An 18,469-nucleotide genomic window follows, 5' to 3' on the forward strand; every position below is an offset into this window, starting at 1 on the left:
GCCGCACCATAAAGCCGCGTTACGCCGCGGCAATAGCTTTGCGTTGCATGGCACGCGCCGGCTGCAGGCGCGTGGCATCGGTGAGATGCACGAGCTTGCCCTGTGCGATCACGGCGACGATGCGGGGACGCATTGCGATGCTGTCATCGACGAGCAGCAAATCAGCGCGGCGCCCGCCCGCGATCTCGCCGCGGTCGGTGAGCCCGGCAGCCTTGGCCGGTGCGGACGAGATCAGCGCCCAGGCCTGCGGCAGCGACAGAATGCCATCATGGAGCAGCCGGAACGCGGCCAGCAATTGCGCGGGATAGTAATAGTCCGACGCCAGCACCGAGCAGAGGCCCTTGGCGATCATGTCGGACGCCTTGGTCCAGCCGGTATGGCTGCCGCCGCGCACCACATTGGGTGCGCCGAACACGATGAAATCGCCGGCCGCCGCCGCGGCCTTCGCGGTCTCTTCGTTGATCGGGAACTCCGCAATATTGACGCCGAGCCTGCGGAAGTCATCGCGCATCGTAGGCGTTGCGTCATCATGCGAGAGCGTCGGCACGCCGGCAGCGCTCGCCGCTTTGGCGAGGCGGGCAATCGAGGCAGGCACCTCATCGGCGCGCGACAGCACGCGTTCGACCAGTTGATCGAAGGCATCGCTGCTGAGCCCGGTACGTTCGACCATCCGCGCGCGCTTTGCCGGCTTTGAGATGCCGGCGATGTCCATATGATCGTTGAAGGCGAGCAGATCGATGCGGCCGGCCTGCAGCCAGCCGACGATCTCATCTTCGGCGTCGAGATTGAACGTCTCCTGCCGCAGATGGAAGCGCGTGTCGGAGGCGAGCTTCGGCCGCAGCGTCTCGATGGCATCCAGCAGCTTGCGAGCGTTCTCCGCGCCGCGCAGGCCCGGCTCCCAAGACCACGTGGTGCCGTGAAACACTGTGGTGATGCCATTGGCGATGGCCTGCCGGTCGCTGTCGATCAAGGCGACATCGACCGGGAAGTCGACGCCGGGGCGCGGCATCAACTGCCGCTCGAAGGCGTCGCCATGCAGGTCGACGATTCCCGGCAGCACCAGCAGATCGGAGGCATCGAGGCCGAGCGCGCCATGGGGCGCATCTGATCCGATGTCCGCAATCACGCCATCCCCAATCTGCAGCGAAGTCTCGGCGATGTCCTGGCCGAGCAAAGTGCGTCCGCCGTCGATGAAAAGTCCAGTCATGTCACCGCCATCTGCCTGGGCGCCTTGACGCCTTTATACTTGCTCAGGAAATCCTCGACCGGGAGCTTGCGGAAATCCGGTAGCGCCTGTCGTAGCATCTCGTGGTCCCAGTTCCACCAGGCGAGGTCCATCAGCCCGTCTTCCACGGCTTCCGAAAATCGTCGCCGCACCGGCCGCGCCGGATTGCCGGCGACGATCGTATAGGGGGCGACGTCCTTGGTCACGATGGCCCCGGCGGCGATCACCGCGCCGGTGCCGATATTACGGCCGGGCAGCACGATGGCGCCATGGCCGAGCCACACATCGTGGCCGATAGTGCAATGATGTTCGCGTCGCCAGGCAAAGAAGTCGGCGTCGTCGCTTTCGCCGGGGAAGTAGGCACTGGCGCGATAGGTGAAGTGCGCCTGTGTCGCCCGGTGCATCGGGTGATTGCCGGGATTGATCCGGATCATCGCCGCGATTGAGCAGAACTTGCCGATCGTCGTGTAGGTGATCTGGCCGTCATTCACGACATATGAATAGTCGCCCATCGTCACTTCATTGAGGATCGTGCGCGCGCCGACTTCGGTATAGGCGCCGAGCTCGGTATCGACGAGTTTCGCGGTGGGATCGACCGCTGGCGTGAGCGAGAGTTGTTTTCCGGCCATGTGACGCTCGTGCGACGGAAGAGGAATCGGTGGGTGATATATTAGAGTGAGCGCTGGCGCGCGGGCACCTCTTCGGTCGGTTTCGTGACGGTGTCGTGACATCAGCATGAATTCGGGCGTCCTTTTCCCGCAACGACGATAACCCGTATGCGCAGGGCACATGTCACATCATTGTTAAACGCGGGCGTTACCGGTGGCGATGTCTATTGTCATTGGAGTGCCTCATGCTGGTGGTGGATAAGCTGACGTGCCGTTTCGGCGCCAAGGCTGCCGTCGATAATGCGTCGTTCGAGATCAAGCCGGGCGCATTCGTCGGCGTGATCGGCCGTTCCGGTGCCGGCAAGTCGACCATGCTGCGCATGATCAATCGCCTGTGCGAGCCGACCGAAGGCCGTATCGTATTTGATGGCGTGGATGTCACCGCGCTCAAGGGCCGCGATCTGCGCAAGTGGCGCGCGCGCTCGGCAATGATCTTCCAGCAGTTCAATCTCGTCGGCCGTCTCGACGTGCTGACCAATGTGCTGATGGGCCGCCTGGCCGAGATGCCGCAGTGGCGCTCGCTGACCCAGATGTGGCCCGAGGACGACCGTGCGCTGGCGATGTCGGCGCTGGAGCGGTTCGACATGGCGCAATACGCCTCGCAACGCGCGGATCAGCTCTCCGGCGGTCAGCAGCAGCGCGTCGCCATTGCCCGCGCCCTCGTGCAGCAGCCCGACATCATACTTGCGGACGAGCCGATCGCATCATTGGATCCGCGCAATACCCGCATCGTCATGGATGCACTGCTGCGTATCAACAAGCACTTCGGCATCACCGTGATGTGCAACCTGCATTCGCTCGATCTGGCGCGGACCTATTGCGATCGCCTGATCGGCATGTCCGCCGGCCGCGTCGTGTTCGATGGCGCGCCCTCCGCGCTCACCGAACATATTGCCCGCGAACTCTACGATCTCGAAGCCGACGAGGTAATGGGATCGGCGCATGTGCCAGCGCCCGTCCGCGTTCCCGAATACGGCGCTGCCGCCGTTGCGTGATTGCAGTGCGTTGAAATTATCGCGGTGACGTCATCGTAACGATGCCATCGCCGCGATAGACGCGCCTTCTACCAAGAAAAAACGTTTCACCTCAGATCAAAACAGGGACTGTCATGATCAACCGTCGCTCCATTCTGCTCAGCGCCGCGGCGCTGGCTTTCGCCGCCACCACTGCTTCGGCTCAGGACTACAAGGCCAAGTATCCGGAACTGACCTTCGCCATCATCCCGGCAGAAAACGCCTCGGGCGTCACCGAGCGCTGGGCGCCCTTCGTCGCCTATCTGTCGAAAGAACTCGGCGTGAAGGTCAATTTGCGCATCGCCAATGACTACGCAGCCGTCATCGAAGGCCAGCGCTCCGGCAACATCCACATCGCCAGCTATGGTTCGGCCTCGTTCGCCCGTGCGCGCCTCACCGGCGTCAAGACCGATGCATTCGCCAACGACATCAACATCGATGGCTCGACGGGCTATTACTCGGTGTTCTTCGTCAAGGCGAACAGCGCTTACAAGACCATCGATAATCTAAAGGGCAAGAACCTCGGTCTGGTCGATCCGAATTCGACCTCCGGCAACAACGTGCCGCGCTTCGAGCTGGACAAGATGGGCATCTCGGATGCCGACACCTATTTCAGCAAGGTCGTGTTCACCGGCAGCCACGAAAATGCGCTGCTGGCGCTGTCGCAGGGCACGGTGGATGTCGCCGCCAACCAGTGGACCAACGACAACGACTCGACGCTGCAGCAGATGCTGACCAAGGGCATGCTGAAGAATGCCGACGGCACGCCGATGAAGAAGGAAGACTTCCGCATCATTCACAAGTCGGCCCCGATCATCAACGGCCCCTATGCCTATAGCTCCGACCTGCCGGAAGAGCTGAAGGTCGCCATCGCCAAGGCCTTCGTCGATGCACCGACCAAGGACAAGGCGGCTTTTGATCGCCTGTCGGACGGCCAGAAGAAGGGCTTCCACGCCGCGACCACCAAGGATTGGGACGCGACCATCGACCTGATCAAGTTCGTGGACGCGCTTCGCAAGAAGAAGGCGTCCTGATCGCCAGACGATTGAAGGGAGCCGGATCAGAAATGGTCCGGCTCCTTTTCTGTGTTTGATCCCAGATAGGCCCGCACATCATGTCCGCCGCCGTTTCCATCCTTCCAGCTCCGCAGCTCGCTGTGCTGAACGACGCCTATCGCAAGGCGGTGGCGCGTCGTCGGTTGCGCACGCTGTTCGTTGTGGCGGCCTGCTTTGCAGCGCTGTTCGTCGCGGCGCTGGGCGCCGAGGTCAATCTCAGGACTTTTGTGGAGAAGATCGGAAATTTCGGCAGTTATTTCGATCGTATCTTCACGCTTGAGGCCGGCGCCCGGGTCTGGACCGACGTCAATGAATGGTTCTGGGGCTGGAAGAAGTGGCTGTCGCTGCTCGGCGAGACCGTGCTGATCAGCTATGTCGGCACGCTGATCGGTGCTGTGCTGGCCTTCGGGCTCAATTTTCTCGCGGCCGAGAACACTGCGCCCTCAGTGCCGCTGCGCTTTGCCGTGCGCCGCTTCATGGAATTCTGCCGGACCGTGCCGGATATCGTGTTCGCGCTGATCTTCGTCATCGCCTTTGGCCTTGGCCCGATGGCCGGCGTGTTGGCCATTGCGATCCACTGCGTTGGGGCGCTCGGCAAGCTCTATGGCGAGATCGTCGAGAATATCGACATGAAGCCGGTGGAAGGAATTCGCTCGACCGGAGCGGGCTGGATCGACTGCATGCGCTTTGCGGTGCTGCCGCAGGTCGCGGCCGGATTTGCGAGCTACACGCTGCTGCGCTTCGAGATCAATGTGCGTGGTGCCTCCGTGATGGGCTTCGTCGGCGCCGGCGGCATCGGCCAGGAACTCGTCGTTGCTGTCAGAAAGTTCTACTATTCCGACGTCAGTGCGATTCTGCTGATGATCATCGTTACCGTGTTTATCATCGATATCGGCACCGGCTGGCTGCGCGGCCGTCTGTTCGGCAAGGAAGCCAGATCATGAGCAGGCAGCCTGACGTCAATACCCCCGCGTTGCGCGGGCGCTATCCCGATGTCTTCAACCGCCCGATGGCGTCGCGCGCCGGTGTGCCCGCCATCCTGGTCGCGGCGCTGGCATTGTTCATCTTTGGGCTCAATGAACTCGATTTCTCGCCGGCGCGGATGTGGACCGGCCTGCGCGAACTCGGCTGGATCACCATGATGATGATCCCGCCGAATCCCGGTTCGTCGCTGCCTGCCTATCTGCAGGCGATGGGCGAGACGCTGTCGATCGCCTTGCTGGGCACGACTTTGGCCGCGGTGTTCGCGCTGCCGGTCAGCCTGCTGGCCGCGCGTAACGTCATTCCGTCGGCCTGGCTGCGCTTTCCGGTCAGGCGGTTTCTGGATTCGATCCGCGGTGTCGATACGCTGATCTGGGCGCTGGTCTGGATCAACGTCGTCGGTCTCGGCCCGTTTGCCGGCGTGCTGGCTATCGCGATTTCGGATTTCGGCGCCTTCGGCAAATTGTTTTCGGAAGCCATTGAAGCCGCCGACAAGAAACAGGTCGAAGGGATCCGCGCCTCCGGTGGCAGCGCGCTGCATGAAATTCGCTTCGGCCTGATCCCGCAGGTGCTGCCGGTGATTGCCGGTCAGGTGCTGTATTTCATCGAGTCCAACACCCGCTCCGCCACCATTATCGGCATTGTCGGCGCAGGTGGTATCGGTCTTCAGCTCGCCGAGCAGATCCGCGTGCTGGAATGGCAGAAGGTCTCGTTTCTGATCCTGATGATCCTGGTCGCCGTGGCGGCAATCGACTGGATTTCCAGCCGACTGCGCTTTGCCATTATCGGCCGCCGCGCGGTGGCCTAACAACACATTCTGTCATGGCCGGGCTTGTCCCGGCCATCCACGTCTTTGTATGCGGCCAAGACGTGGATGCCCGGCATGGCGCCGGGCATGACGAGTTCTAGTTAGATCCAGGGTGGATTAGTTGATCACGCTGCCGTCTTGTGGCGCTCCTGTTCGGCCTTGAACAGTTCGAACTCTTCAGTGACCGCGCGCACGATGCTCGGGCGTTCGCGCAGGCGCTTGTGATAGGCCTTGATCGCCGGCCAGTTGTTCAGATCGATCTCCGGCAACACCATCGTCCAGTTCAGCACCGTGACAAGATAGGCGTCGGCGACGCTGAACCTGTCGAGCAGGAAGTCGCGTCCGGTGAGATGGTTTTCGAGATAGGTCAGCCGCGACAATCCGCTTTGTAGTGCATAGGCCTTCATCTCCGGGGGCGCCTTCTTGGCCAGCAACGGGACGAACAGCCCCTTGTGCAGTTCCGTGCCGATGAAACACAGCCACTGCTGCAGCCGGCTGCGGTCGATGCCCGAACCCGCGGCGATGGGGGACTGCGGAAACCAGTCGGCGACATGCTGCAGGATCGCAGCATTCTCGGTGAGGATGACGCCATCGTCGGTGCGCAGCGTCGGCACCAGACCGAGCGGATTCACGTCGCGGAAATCCGAACCGTCGTTGCGCACCTCCTTGTTCAGTGGATCGACCTCGAAGAACCGGGCATCGGCGCCGGCTTCGGCCTCATACAGCGCGATGCGAGTGGCCATCGAACAGGCCATCGGGGAGAAATACAGATCCATGGAAGCCTCCTTGAAATGGCGGACTGTTACGACCTGTCCGCCGGTTGATTTTCGTACCGTCTCGCATAATATAAATCTGGTCAAGGAATTTAATGCGAAATGGTACAAAAAAAGAAAAAGCCCGTCGAGATGGCGAAGCCGGAGGTGGCCAGCGAGCGGAAGCGCCGCGGCCGACCACGCGCCTATGAGCCCGATGTGGCGATCGGGCAGGCGCTGGCGCTGTTTCGCAAAGGCGGTTATGCGGCGACGTCGCTGGACGATCTCAGCGAAGTGACCGGCATGAACCGGCCGTCGCTCTACGGCGCCTTCGGCGACAAGCGCGCGCTCTATATCAAGAGCTACCAGCGCTATCGCGACGACTACACCGTCCGGGTCATCGAGATCTTCAAGGCCGATATCGACATCCGGGAGCGGCTGCGCCGGTTCTTCGATGCGGCACTCGACATCTACACCACAGGCGATACCGCGCCGCGCGGCTGTTTTGCTGTCATGACGGTGGCGTCCGACGCTATCGCCGATCCGGAGATCGGCGCGATGATGCGCGAAAATTTTGTCGAGCTCGATGACGCCTTTGGCTGGTGTTTCAAGACCGCCGTCGCGCGCGGCGAATTGCCGGAGACGATCGATGTTCCCACGCTGTCGCAGATGGCGTCTGCGATACTGAATATGCTCTCGATCCGGTCCCGTGCCGGTGTTCCGCGCGCAGAGCTGGAGGCGTTCCTGCAGAAGGCGGTCGGCCTGTTATGCCGGTCCTCCGCATGACGTGTTCCACGTCGCCGCGCTCCCAACAATAATTTCCGCTAACCTGTCGGGATCGCACGATGTCGACCGTCTTTCATCTAAGGAGACCCCATGCTTTACGCCATCCTCTGCTACCATGATGAAGCCGTTGTCGGCGGCTGGTCGAAGGACGAAGACGACGCCGTGATGGCGAAGCTCGCCGTTGTGCACGGCAAGCTCGCGCAGCAGGGCCGGCTCGGTCCCGTTGCGCGGCTGCTGCCGACCACTGCGGCGACCACGCTGCGCAAGGACGAGCCGCCCGTGGTGCTGGATGGCCCCTTCGCCGAAACCAAGGAGCAGCTGCTCGGCTTCTATGTGGTCGAGGCCGAGAATCTCGATGGTGCGCTGGAGATTGCGCAGGATCTCGGCCGCGCCAATCCCGGCGGCGCCTATGAGATCCGGCCGATTGGCGTATTTCACGGAGCGTTTCAGCCATGACCGATGTCGCCTGGATCGATGCGGCGCTGACCTCGGCGCGTCCCCAGGCGCTCGGTGCGTTGCTGCGCTATTTCCGTAACCTCGACACCGCGGAGGAGGCGTTCCAGAACGCCTGCCTGCGCGCGCTGAAGACCTGGCCGCAAAATGGCCCGCCGCGCGATGCCGCCGCCTGGCTGATCATGGTCGGTCGCAATGTGGCTATCGACGATATCCGCCGCGGCGCGAAGCAGCAGCCGCTGCCGGAGGACGACCACGCGATATCCGATCTGGACGATGCCGAGAGCGAGCTCGCCGAGCGCCTCGATGGATCGCATTATCGTGACGATATCCTGCGGTTGCTGTTCATCTGCTGCCACCCGCAGCTCCCGGCGACGCAGCAGATTGCGCTGGCACTGCGGATCGTCTCGGGCCTGACGGTGAAGCAGATCGCCCGCGCGTTCCTCGTCTCGGATGCCGCGATGGAACAGCGCATCACCCGCGCCAAATCTGCCGTCGCCAAGGCCAATGTGCCGTTCGAGACGCCCGGCGCGCCGGAGCGCAGCGAACGTCTCGCTGCCGTGGCCGCCATGCTCTATCTGATCTTCAACGAGGGCTATTCGGCGTCAGGCGAGAGCATCGATCTGCGCGCGCCATTATGCGAGGAGGCGATCCGGCTGGGACGGCTGCTGCTCAAGCTGTTTCCGGCTGAGCCGGAGATCATGGGCCTCGCAGCGCTCATGCTGCTGCAATATGCCCGTTCGGCGGCGCGCTTCGATGCCAATGGCGCGCTGGTGTTGCTCGACGATCAGGACCGCACGCTGTGGAACGGCAAGATGATCGCCGAAGGCTTGGCGTTGATCGACAAGGCGATGCGCCATCGCCGCACCGGCGCCTATCAGATCCAGGCTGCCATTGCCGCGTTGCATGCCCGCGCGGCCAAGCCGGAAGACACCGACTGGGCGCAGATCGAGTTGCTTTATGGCTCGCTGGAAATCCTGCAGCCGTCGCCGGTGATCACGCTCAACCGCTCGGTGGCGGTTTCGAAAGTGCGCGGTCCCGAAGCCGCGCTGGAGATGATCGCGCCATTGGCCGCAAAGCTCTCGAACTATTTCCATTTTTTCGGCGTGCAAGGCGCCTATCTGATGCAGCTCGGCCGCAACGACGAAGCGCGAGAAAGCTTCAACCGCGCCATCGCGCTGGCCAATACGTCGGCGGAGGCCGATCACATCCGGATGCATCTCGATCGGCTGATGCTGGAGAGCAAGCCGCGACCGAAAGTCGCGAACAAGGCCAAGAATCAGGCGAAGAACAAGGCGGCTGCTCCAAAATAGTTTTTATGGCGCTGTCGGATGACGCCGATGCCGTTCGTCTTGGAGACAGCACTCTCTATTCGAACCACAGGACCCATTTCATGCCCGTTTTCCGTACCGCGCTCTGGATCGGCCGCATTCTCAGCGGCCTCGTCATTCTCTTTCTTGTGATGGATGGCGGGATCAAGCTGGTGCCGATCAAGGAGGTTACCGAGACCATGCAGCAGCTCGGCTATAGCGGCAGTATGGCGCAGGCGCGCGGCCTTGGCGTTCTCACGCTGCTCTGCGCATTGCTGTACGCGATCCCACGCACGTCCGTTTTCGGCGCCATTCTGCTCACCGGGCTTCTCGGCGGCGCGATGGCGACGCATCTGCGTGTCGACAGCCCGCTGTTCACGCATCTGTTGTTTGGCTTTTACATCGGCGTGATGGCATGGGGTGGGCTGTACCTGCGCGATCCCGCCATGCGCGCGATGATCCCGATCCGAAACCAGAGTTTTTTAACCGGAGGAAAGAGCGATGCAGGTCAATCCCTATCTTCACTATAACGGCAATTGCGAAGAGGCCCTCAATTTCTATGTGAAGGCAATCGGGGCCAAGATCGACGTCATCATGCATGTGGAAGGCTCGCCCGCGGCGGAACAGATGCCACCGTCGATGGCCAAGAAGGTGCTGCATGGCCAGATCTCGGTCGATGGCGAGGTCATCATGGCCTCGGACGCGCCGCCGGATTATTTTGAGAAGATGCAGGGCATGTCGGTCTGTCTGCAGATCCAGGATCCTGCGGATGGCGCCAAGGTCTTCGCGGCATTGTCCGAGGGCGGCACCATCAAGATGCCGTTCGGCGCCACGTTCTGGTCAAAGGGATTTGGTATGTGTGTCGACAAATTCGGTGCGCCCTGGATGATCAACTGCGCGATGGAGTGATGTGAGGCGTACGCCGCTTTCTTACCTCTCCCCGCACCTGCGCGGGGAGAGGTCGCCGCGTCTTCGCGGCGGGTGAGGGGCGGGGCACGATGCCAACCGCTTGATTGGCGTGTAGGGCTCGCTTCCGCTACAAGGCGCCCCGTCAGATCATTGGTGTTGTGAGAGGCTGTGCCTTGCTCCTCATCCCAGCCGGCGTGTCACGATCAGCGATCGAAGATGCGTCGCGGCCACGTTGAACAAGAAAAGAAAATCCCATGTCCGCCTTTACCCGCAACGCCGTCGTGCTCGGCCTGCTCTCCGCCGTCGGTCCCTTCGCCATCGACATGTATCTGCCGGCGCTGCCGGCGATCACCGCCGATTTGCACACCACGACCTCGGCGACGCAGATGACGCTGATTGCGTTCTTCATTGCTTTCGGCCTGTGCCAGATCGCTTATGGCCCGCTGTCCGACGTCTATGGCCGCAAGGCGCCGCTCTATGCGGGTCTGACGCTGTTCATCGCCGGCTCGATCGGTTGCGCGCTGGCACCGGGTGTGGCGTGGCTGATCGCGTTCCGTTTCGTCCAGGGACTCGGCGCCGCCGCCATGGGCGTGATCCCGCGTGCCATCATCAGGGATCTGCACACCGGTCCTGAGGCGACCAGGCTGATGGCGTTGGTCATGCTGGTATTCTCGGTATCACCGATCCTCGCGCCGCTCGGCGGCAGCGCGCTGATCGTGCCATTCGGCTGGCGCGCCGTGTTCGTTGCAACGACCATCGCAGCCGTCATTGCTCTTGTGCTGGTGGCCTCGCTGCTGCCGGAGACGCGCCCCGCGCATGAGCGCATCTCGGGCAGCGTGCGCAATGTGCTCGGCAGCTTCGGCGCGCTGCTACGCGACTGGCACTTTCTCGGGCTCACCTTCATCGGTGGTCTCGGCATGGCGAGCTTCTTCGCGTTTCTTGCGACATCGTCCTTTGTCTATATCGGGCACTACGGCCTGACGCCGACGCAGTACAGCCTGGCCTTCTCGGTCAATGCCATCGGCTTCATCGGCGCCTCGCAATTCGCGGGCTATCTCGGTGGCCGCTTCGGCATGGGCCGCGTGGTGATGGCGGCGGTGTCGGCCTATGCGTTTTTCGCAGTCGTGCTGCTGGCGCTCACGCTGGCCGGTTTCACCAGCCTTGCCGTACTGATTCCGCTACTGTTCGTGTCCTTCGCCTTCCTCGGTCTGGTGATCCCGTCGACCATGGTGCTGTCGCTGGAGAACCACGGCCCCATCGCCGGCATCGCCTCCGCCTTGGGCGGTACGCTGCAGATGGTCAGTGGCGGCGTGATGATCGCCATCTCAGGCCTGTTCTTCGACGGCACCTCGCTGCCGATGGTTGCGACCATCGCCTGCACGGCGGTTGGTGCGCTTGCCGTCAGTATCGCCACGCTGCGCCCGCGCGAACTTTCGCCGCAGCTCGCGGAGTAGTAAAACTGCTAGGCTGAGCACCGACAGGGTCGAGGTGAGGATGGGACGAATGTCGTTCGGCCTGACATTTGCGGCAGCGATAGGCTCCGGCCTGATGGCGGGGCTGTTCTTCGTATTCTCGGTCACGGTGATGACCGCGCTCGGCAAGCTGCCAGCGCCGGCCGGTATTGCCGCGATGCAGTCGATCAACAGCACGATTCTCAGCCCGCTGTTCCTCACCGCTTTTATGGGCACGGTGCTGCTCAGCGTCATCATCGCTGTGATAGCGGTGCTGAACTGGTCGCATCCGGCGTCACCCTATCTCGTCACGGGTGCACTGCTCTATACCGTCGGTACCTTCCTCGTCACCGTTGTCTTCAACGTGCCGCTGAACGACGCGCTCGCTGCCGCACCCGCCGACAGCGCCGAGACTGCAAGTCTGTGGACGCGCTATCTGTCGGTCTGGACCGGCTGGAACCACGTGCGCACGGCGGCATCCACCGGCGCGCTGGCCTTTTTTATGCTGGGGCTCCGCGTTCTCTAGTGCAGACCTGCTGCCTCGTCGCCTCAGAACCGATACGTCGCGGTGCTCAGCAGCGTGCGGCCCATGCCATAGAAGCAGTCGCCGAACGACAGACAGGTGGCGATGTTGCGGGTGTCGGCAATGTTGGTCGCATTGAACTGCAGCCGCCACGGGCCGTTGTCCCAGCGCACCATGGCATCGAACAGCGTGTAGTCCGGCGTGCGCAGCACGTCGATGCCGTCCCAGGACTCGCCGATGTAACGCACGCCGGCGCCGACGGTGACCTCAGGCAGGCCGAGCGAGGCCAGGCGATATTTGCCCCACAGAGACGCCTGCTGCTGCGGCACGCTGGCCACGCGCTTACCGGCATTGTCGCCGGACTCGATCCGCGCGTCGGTATAGGTATAGGCGCCGATGAGGTCGAGATTGGGTGTGACGCTGGTCAGCACTTCCAGCTCAAGGCCCTTGATCCGCACCTGGCCGGTCTGGATCGAGAAGACGCCGGGTCCGGAGGACAGCCGGTTGCGCTCGGTGGTGTCGTAGATAGCCGCATTGATCGCGGTGCCGGAAAACGGATTGTACTTGACGCCGACCTCAAACTGCTCGCCGCGCACCGGCTTGCAGAACCCGCTTTCGCAGGTGTTGGCGCCGAATACCGGGTTGAACGATTGCGCCCAAGACACATAGGGCGTCACGCCGAACGGCAGCTCATACATCAGCGCGGCGCGGCCGGTGGTGGCCCTGTCATTCTGGGTGGGCAGTCCCTCGACACTATAGCTGACATAGTCCTGCCGTACGCCGAGCAGCGCCAGCCACGGGCCCAGCCGCATCTGGTCCTGCGCATAGAAGCCGGTCTGGCCCTGCTGCGCCTGGGGATCGTCGGTCAGCGACGCGGAGAAACTACTATAGACCGGCGCATACAGATCGAACGGCCGCGGATCGAGGCCGCTGCCGCTGCGGGTTTTCTCGTGCAAGCCGAGATAGTCGATGCCCACCAGCACCTTGTGCGACACGGCGCCAGTCTGCAGCTTGATTTCGGCATTGCTGTCGGAGGTGAAGGCGTCCTTCGCGGCCTGACGGGCATAATAGATCCGCTGCACGGTACGCCGGCCGGCGTCGAGGAATGGATTGGTGGGGTTGGAATACAGGTCCGGATACATGATGGCGTAATCGCCGTCGGTGTGGCTGTAGCGGAAGCTCTGCTTGATCTTCAGCGCATCGCCGAAGCTCTGCTCGTAGAGGCTGGTGACGCCGCCGGTTGTGATGTTGTAGCGATCGTAATTCGGTTCGCCGGCGAAGCGGTTGACCGGGATGAAGCCGTTGGGGCCGGGCTTCAGCACGCCCTCGATGGGCAGGAAGGCGCTGAACGAGCTGGAACTGTCCTTCTGGTAGTTGCCGAGCACGGTCCAGGAGATGTCGTTAGTCGGGCGCCAGGTCAGCGACGGCGCCAGCAGGATGCGGTCGTTCGGCACATAGTCGACCTGCGAGTTGGAGTCGCGCAATACGCCGGCGAAACGATACAGCCACTCGCCATCCTTGGTCAGCTTGCCGGTGGAGTCCATCTGCAATTGCTTGCGGTCGAAGGAACCATACTGCACGCCGATCTCGTTGCGGGATTCGGCCTGCGGGCGCTTCGACACTTCGTTGAGTACGCCGCCGGTGGACGAGCCGCCATACAGCACGGACGATGGCCCGCGCAGCACCTCGATGCGCTCCAGCGCGTAGGGATCGCGGCGCCATTCCAGCACCTGACTGAGCCGCGAGCCCTGCATGCCGTCGAGATAGCGGCTCGGCTCCTGGCCGCGGATCAACGTGTAGTCGCCGCGGGCATCGCCGCCGAACGGATCGGCGGTCACGCCGGGCACATAGCGCAGGGTTTCCTGGACAGACAGGCCGCCCTGGTCGGTGATGCGATCGGCGGTCACGACCGAGATCGACTGCGGCGTTTCGCGGAGTGGCGTGTCGGTCTTGGTGCCGCCCATGCCGCGATTGGCGAGATAGCCCTGCACCGGCCCGGTGGCCGTTTCCGCGCGAATGCCGGCAGCCGCGGTGGCTGCGGCAACGGGCGCATTGTTGCGGGCCGCGGCCTGGCGTGTTGCACGCGCGCGTGCGGTCGATGGGCGGGTCGCGCGCGCACGCGCGGCCGGTCGAACGGGTTGATCCACCACCACGGCTGGCAATGCAGTGCTGCCTTGCGGCGATTGCGCCTGCGATGGCGTCGTGATCAGCGCCAGCATCGGCAGTGCCGTCCCGACCAGCCATCCCAGATGTGTGGAAGATTTGAATGTCATTTGCCCGCACCCCCATTACCAAGTGATGCAGGCGACTTATCACGCAGCGACGCAGCCGAAAGACGTCCGGGGCGTCATACAATTAGTCTGGAATTAGTATCTCTCTAAGTTGGCAAAGCTGCGCGATCGACTCGGCAGCCGCGCAATCCGGATGATGTTGCACGTCATCCGGGCACGGACCTTCGCTAGCCGTTGATGCCCTCGCGCCGCAGCGTCGGCAGGCCGATGCCGGTGGCGTCGAAACCGCCGTCGACCGCCAGCATCTGGCCGGTGATGTAGCTTGCGCGATCGCTGCACAGGAAGAAGATGGCGTCGGCGAGTTCGTCCTCGCCGCCGTAGCGATTGAGCGGAATCGCATCGTGATAATCGGCGCGGATCGCCGGCGTATGCACGGCCTTGGCCATCGCCGTCTCCACCGGGCCTGGCGCCACCGCATTGACGCGGATGCCGAGCAGCGCGAGCTCGACAGCGGACTGCTTGGTGAAGTGAATGATGCCGGCCTTGCTGGTGCCGTAGGCGACGCGCAGCGTGGACGCGCGTAGCGCCGAGATCGAGGCGATGTTGACGATGGCGCCGCCGCCATGCTCGCGCATCAAGGGGGCCGCCGCCTTGGTGCACAGGAACGGGCCGGTGAGGTTCACGGCCATGATGCGTTCCCATTCCACCAGCGTCGTCTCGAGCAGAGGCTTGAAATTCGCGATGCCGGCATTGTTGACCAGTGCATCGAGCCGGCCGAAGCGGGCCTGCGTGGCGGCAAAGGCCTTGTCGACAGCAGCAGCGTCGGAGACATCCGTATGCAGCGCCAGCGTGTTGTCGGGATCGTTCAGCGCCTTGACGCTGGCGTCGAGCAGCTCGCCCTCGATATCCAGCAGCGCGACACGATAGCCTTCGCCGAGAAAGCGCTTGGCCACCGCAAGGCCGATGCCGCGCGCGGCGCCGGTGACGAGTGCAACCTTGCGAATCTGTTCCTTGCCGTCAGCCTTGGTCATGTCCTGCCCTGTCGTCTTGATCGTTGCAGGGCTGTTTAGAGAACGTGAGCGGCCGGGACAAGCCCGGCCGCGATCTGGTTGTGGCAGGTCTCACCCGCTCAGAACCGGTAGGTCGCTGACCCCAGCACTGTGCGTCCGATGCCGTAGAAGCAGTCGCCACGCGCGAGGCAGGTGGCGAGGTGCCGTTTGTCGGTGATGTTGCTGGCGTTGACCTGGAAACGCCAAGGGCCTGTCTCGTATTTGATCATGGCGTCGAACAGCGTGTAGTCCGGCGTGCGGAGCGTATCCGTGCCGTCCCAGGACTCGCCGATATAACGCACGCCGCCGCCGAGGGAGACGTCGCGCAGACCCAGCGACGTCAAGCGATAGGTGCCCCACAGTGATGCCTGATGATCCGGCACGGTTTCCACATGCTTGCCGACATTGTCGCCGCTTTCAACCTTGGCATCGAGATAGGAGTAGCTGCCAATGAGTCTGAGGTCGGGCGTCACCTGGGTGATGACCTCGAGCTCCACGCCACGGATACGCACCTGTCCGGTCTGGATCGAAGCGATGAAACCATTTGCATCGGGCACGGATCCTGAGGCCAGCCGGTTCTTCTCGACTGTGTCGAAAATAGCGCCATTGATCGCGGTGCCCGGGAATGGATTGTACTTGAAACCGACCTCGTAGATCTCGCCGCGCTGCGCCTTGCAGATCTCGGCGCAGACATTGGCGCCGAAGATCGGATTGAACGACTGCGCGTAGGTGACGTAGGGGTTGAAGCCAACAGGCGTTTCATACATCAGGCCCACGCGGCCCGTTGTGGCCTTGGTGTCTTCGTCGGGGCTGCCTGCGACGCGGTTGCTGACATAGTCCTGTCGAACGCCGACCGTGGCGAGCCAGGGGCCGAGCCGCATCTGGTCCTGCGCGTACAGGCCGAGCTGGCTTTGCCGCACCGCGGGGGTGTCGGACAACACAGGCGCCGTAAGACTGGTGTAGACGGGAGCATAGAGATCGAACGGTGTTGGATCAAAGCCACCGCCTGAACGTGTGCGCTGGTTCAGGTCGCGATAATCGAGGCCGAACAGCATCTTGTGTGAAACAGGTCCGGTCAGCAGCTTGAGCTGGACATTGTTGTCCATGGTCAGGCTGTCCTTGGCCACTTCCTGGCTGGAGATGTAGCGCGCCACCGTTCGGTGTTCGGGATCCAGAAACGGATTCGAGGGATTTGAGTAGGAATCCGGGTAGGCCGTCCGATAGATGCCTTCGACATGCGTGAAGCGCAGGTTCTGGGTGATTTTCACGGCATCGTTGAAGCTGTGTTCGAACAGGCTGCTGAAAGCACCGGTCTCGGTCTGGTATTTGTCGTAGCCGGGATAGCTCGCGAAGCGATTCACCGGAATGAAGCCGTTCGGCCCCGCGAACAGCGTGCCTTCATGCGGCAGGAACGCCGTAGAGCTGCCGCTCGTGTCCTTCTGATAGGTGCCGAGCACAGTCCAGCTGGTGTTGTTGGTCGGCCGCCAGGTCAGCGACGGTGCCAGCACGATGCGGTCGTCCTTGGTGAAGTCGGTCTGCATGTTGCTGTCGCGGAAGACGCCGACGAAGCGATACAACCACTCGCCATCCTTGGTTAGCTTGCCGGTCGTATCGATCTGCACCTGCTTGCGGTTGAAGCTGCCAAATTGAACGCCGATCTCGCTCGCCGCTTCCGCCTGGGGGCGCTTCGAGATCAGGTTGATCAGGCCCGCAGTGGACGTGTCGCCGTACAGTACGGACGCCGGTCCGCGCATCACCTCGATGCGCTCGGCCGTATAGGGATCGGGCCGCCATTCGTTGAACCGATAGGCGTCCGCCGCGCGCGTACCGTCGAGATAGATATTGGGGTCCTGACCACGGATGCGCGGGTAGTCGCCGCGTGAGTCCACACCGTAGGCGTCGGCGAAGACGCCCGGGATATAGCGCAGGGCATCCTGAACACTCGTCGCGCCCTGATCGGCCATGCGATCGGTCGTGACCACCGTGATCGACTGCGGCGTCTCGCGCAGCGGCGTGTCGGTCTTCATGCCGGTGGTGCTCTGCCCGGCGAGGTAGCCCTGGACCGGACCCGTGCCGGATTCGAAAGCTGCAGCAGCCGGAGCGGTGGTCGCGGCCGGCGCCGTCGGCCCTCGCGCTGCAGTTCGACGGCTGGCGGCGGAGCGCGCCGCCCGCGACCGCTGCGGACGTGCCGGCGTGGCACGAGGTTTGGCCTGCTCGACAACGACGGGCGGAAGCTGGCTCTGGGCCTGCGTCGGAGCTTCGATCGCGAAGGTCATAAGAACTGCGACAGACGCTCCGAAGAGTCGCTGTGAGGTTTGGGAAATGGCCACGCTTACGCTCCTTAGCTAATTTTCAGCTAAGGCGGTAACGCGCGCGTGAGGCGGTGTGAACGGCAAACCATCGTTTCCACAGACCGCGAGTTTAGTATTGCTCCAGTTTGGAATTCCTTGATTGTTCCCGAGGCCCGGCTGCATGACTTCTGCGTCCGCCACATCGAAAAAGGGCCATGGGATGTCGGCAATAGAAAATCTCGTTCGTCCTGTGCACGGCGCCACCTGTCGGCGTCGTTTGCGAGCGATATCGTTCACCGATAGGAGGTTCCCTTGTCCCTCACATTGCATTTCCATCCGCTGTCGTCCTACTGCTGGAAGGCGCTGGTCGCGCTCTACGAGAACGACACGCCGTTCACGCCGCATATGGTCAATCTCGGCGATGAGGCCGAGCGCGCGGCGCTGTTGAAACTGTGGCCGATCGGCAAATTCCCCGTGCTGGAAGATGATGAGCGCGGCGCGATCGTGCCGGAGTCCTCCATCGTCATCGAGTATCTCGACCGGCATTTCCCCGGCCGCACGCGTTTCATCCCCGATGGCGACGCCGGCCTGCAGATGCGGTTACGCGATCGCTTTTACGATCTCTATGTGCACACGCCGACGCAGAAGATCGTCGGCGACCGTCTGGTGCCGGCTGACAAGAAGGATCCGCATGGCGTCGCCATGGCGCGGGCCCAGCTCACCACGTCCTATGGCATGATCGACAGGCAGATGGCGACGAACGTGTGGGCGATGGGTACAGCGTTCACGCTCGCCGACTGTGCGGCTGCGCCGGCGCTCTACTACGCGAACAAGGTGCATCCGTTCGGAGATGGGCATCGCAACGTCTCGGCCTATCTGCGCCGGCTGCTGGCGCGTCCGTCATTCGCGCGGGTGGTGAAGGAGGCGGAGCCGTACGCACACATGTTTCCGCAGGAGTGAGCAT

General features: G+C 62.8%; 18 protein-coding genes. 12 read left to right on the forward strand and 6 right to left on the reverse strand.

Annotation, left to right across the window (positions count from 1 at the left end; genetic code table 11):
* Nucleotides 1-19: 19 nt before the first annotated feature.
* Nucleotides 20-1,207: an alpha-D-ribose 1-methylphosphonate 5-triphosphate diphosphatase gene (locus AB8B20_RS26035; RefSeq protein WP_439073113.1), complete on the reverse strand. Its 1,188-nt coding sequence runs from the start codon at nucleotides 1,205-1,207 to the stop codon at nucleotides 20-22.
* The gene (locus AB8B20_RS26040; RefSeq protein ID WP_089262021.1) at nucleotides 1,204-1,854 is read right to left on the reverse strand and encodes a chloramphenicol acetyltransferase; all 651 of its coding nucleotides are present in this window, start codon (nucleotides 1,852-1,854) and stop codon (nucleotides 1,204-1,206) included. The genes AB8B20_RS26035 and AB8B20_RS26040 overlap by 4 nt, the downstream gene beginning before the upstream one ends.
* A 224-nt stretch (nucleotides 1,855-2,078) precedes the next feature.
* Between AB8B20_RS26040 and phnC the strand changes: the two genes are divergently transcribed.
* From phnC to phnE (AB8B20_RS26060), 4 genes are all read left to right on the forward strand, one after another.
* Entirely contained in the window at nucleotides 2,079-2,888 is an 810-nt protein-coding gene (gene phnC, locus AB8B20_RS26045) for a phosphonate ABC transporter ATP-binding protein (RefSeq protein WP_439073112.1), read from the forward strand.
* Between the two features lie 113 nt (nucleotides 2,889-3,001).
* On the forward strand, nucleotides 3,002-3,940 hold the full coding sequence (gene phnD / locus AB8B20_RS26050; protein ID WP_175366406.1) for a phosphonate ABC transporter substrate-binding protein: 939 nt from the start codon (nucleotides 3,002-3,004) through the stop codon (nucleotides 3,938-3,940).
* A gap of 80 nt (nucleotides 3,941-4,020) precedes the next feature.
* Nucleotides 4,021-4,905: a phosphonate ABC transporter, permease protein PhnE gene (gene phnE / locus AB8B20_RS26055; protein ID WP_089262015.1), complete on the forward strand. Its 885-nt coding sequence runs from the start codon at nucleotides 4,021-4,023 to the stop codon at nucleotides 4,903-4,905.
* Nucleotides 4,902-5,750 (forward strand): phosphonate ABC transporter, permease protein PhnE, encoded by an 849-nt coding sequence (phnE, locus tag AB8B20_RS26060; protein WP_439073111.1) that lies wholly within the window; start codon nucleotides 4,902-4,904, stop codon nucleotides 5,748-5,750. The genes phnE (AB8B20_RS26055) and phnE (AB8B20_RS26060) overlap by 4 nt, the downstream gene beginning before the upstream one ends.
* A 125-nt stretch (nucleotides 5,751-5,875) precedes the next feature.
* Here phnE (AB8B20_RS26060) and AB8B20_RS26065 read toward each other — a convergent pair whose 3' ends face one another.
* Nucleotides 5,876-6,526: a glutathione binding-like protein gene (locus AB8B20_RS26065; protein ID WP_439073110.1), complete on the reverse strand. Its 651-nt coding sequence runs from the start codon at nucleotides 6,524-6,526 to the stop codon at nucleotides 5,876-5,878.
* Nucleotides 6,527-6,625: 99 nt separating this feature from the next.
* Here AB8B20_RS26065 and AB8B20_RS26070 point away from each other — a divergent pair, with 99 nt between their 5' ends.
* The 7 genes from AB8B20_RS26070 to AB8B20_RS26100 all read left to right on the forward strand — a co-directional run bounded on the left by AB8B20_RS26070 (nucleotide 6,626) and on the right by AB8B20_RS26100 (nucleotide 11,937).
* Nucleotides 6,626-7,288 carry a TetR/AcrR family transcriptional regulator gene (locus tag AB8B20_RS26070; protein ID WP_439073109.1) on the forward strand — a complete coding sequence of 221 codons (663 nt, stop codon included), beginning with the start codon at nucleotides 6,626-6,628 and terminating at the stop codon, nucleotides 7,286-7,288.
* A gap of 90 nt (nucleotides 7,289-7,378) precedes the next feature.
* A complete protein-coding gene (locus tag AB8B20_RS26075; protein ID WP_092139199.1) occupies nucleotides 7,379-7,744 on the forward strand; it encodes a YciI family protein in 366 nt (121 codons plus the stop codon).
* Nucleotides 7,741-9,054 (forward strand): RNA polymerase sigma factor, encoded by a 1,314-nt coding sequence (locus AB8B20_RS26080; RefSeq protein ID WP_439073108.1) that lies wholly within the window; start codon nucleotides 7,741-7,743, stop codon nucleotides 9,052-9,054. The genes AB8B20_RS26075 and AB8B20_RS26080 overlap by 4 nt, the downstream gene beginning before the upstream one ends.
* An 80-nt stretch (nucleotides 9,055-9,134) precedes the next feature.
* Entirely contained in the window at nucleotides 9,135-9,581 is a 447-nt protein-coding gene (locus tag AB8B20_RS26085; protein WP_439074037.1) for a DoxX family protein, read from the forward strand.
* Complete coding sequence (locus AB8B20_RS26090; RefSeq protein WP_068733526.1) at nucleotides 9,553-9,960, forward strand: VOC family protein; 408 nt, start codon at nucleotides 9,553-9,555, stop codon at nucleotides 9,958-9,960. The genes AB8B20_RS26085 and AB8B20_RS26090 overlap by 29 nt, the downstream gene beginning before the upstream one ends.
* A 254-nt stretch (nucleotides 9,961-10,214) precedes the next feature.
* Complete coding sequence (locus AB8B20_RS26095; RefSeq protein WP_439073107.1) at nucleotides 10,215-11,414, forward strand: multidrug effflux MFS transporter; 1,200 nt, start codon at nucleotides 10,215-10,217, stop codon at nucleotides 11,412-11,414.
* A 49-nt stretch (nucleotides 11,415-11,463) separates the two neighbouring features.
* Nucleotides 11,464-11,937, forward strand: coding sequence for an anthrone oxygenase family protein (locus AB8B20_RS26100; protein WP_439073106.1), 474 nt, complete (start codon nucleotides 11,464-11,466; stop codon nucleotides 11,935-11,937).
* Nucleotides 11,938-11,960: 23 nt separating this feature from the next.
* Here AB8B20_RS26100 and AB8B20_RS26105 read toward each other — a convergent pair whose 3' ends face one another.
* The 3 genes from AB8B20_RS26105 to AB8B20_RS26115 form a co-directional block, all read right to left on the reverse strand.
* Complete coding sequence (locus tag AB8B20_RS26105) at nucleotides 11,961-14,207, reverse strand: TonB-dependent siderophore receptor (RefSeq protein ID WP_439073105.1); 2,247 nt, start codon at nucleotides 14,205-14,207, stop codon at nucleotides 11,961-11,963.
* 185 nt (nucleotides 14,208-14,392) lie between these two features.
* A complete protein-coding gene (locus AB8B20_RS26110) occupies nucleotides 14,393-15,196 on the reverse strand; it encodes an SDR family NAD(P)-dependent oxidoreductase (protein ID WP_439073104.1) in 804 nt (267 codons plus the stop codon).
* 98 nt (nucleotides 15,197-15,294) lie between these two features.
* On the reverse strand, nucleotides 15,295-17,490 hold the full coding sequence (locus tag AB8B20_RS26115) for a TonB-dependent siderophore receptor (RefSeq protein ID WP_439073103.1): 2,196 nt from the start codon (nucleotides 17,488-17,490) through the stop codon (nucleotides 15,295-15,297).
* Nucleotides 17,491-17,817: 327 nt separating this feature from the next.
* Here AB8B20_RS26115 and AB8B20_RS26120 point away from each other — a divergent pair, with 327 nt between their 5' ends.
* A complete protein-coding gene (locus tag AB8B20_RS26120) occupies nucleotides 17,818-18,465 on the forward strand; it encodes a glutathione S-transferase family protein (protein WP_439073102.1) in 648 nt (215 codons plus the stop codon).
* Nucleotides 18,466-18,469 lie beyond the last annotated feature (4 nt).

The sequence above is a fragment of the Tardiphaga sp. 866_E4_N1_4 genome (assembly GCF_052076075.1).
GTDB lineage: Bacteria > Pseudomonadota > Alphaproteobacteria > Rhizobiales > Xanthobacteraceae > Tardiphaga > Tardiphaga robiniae.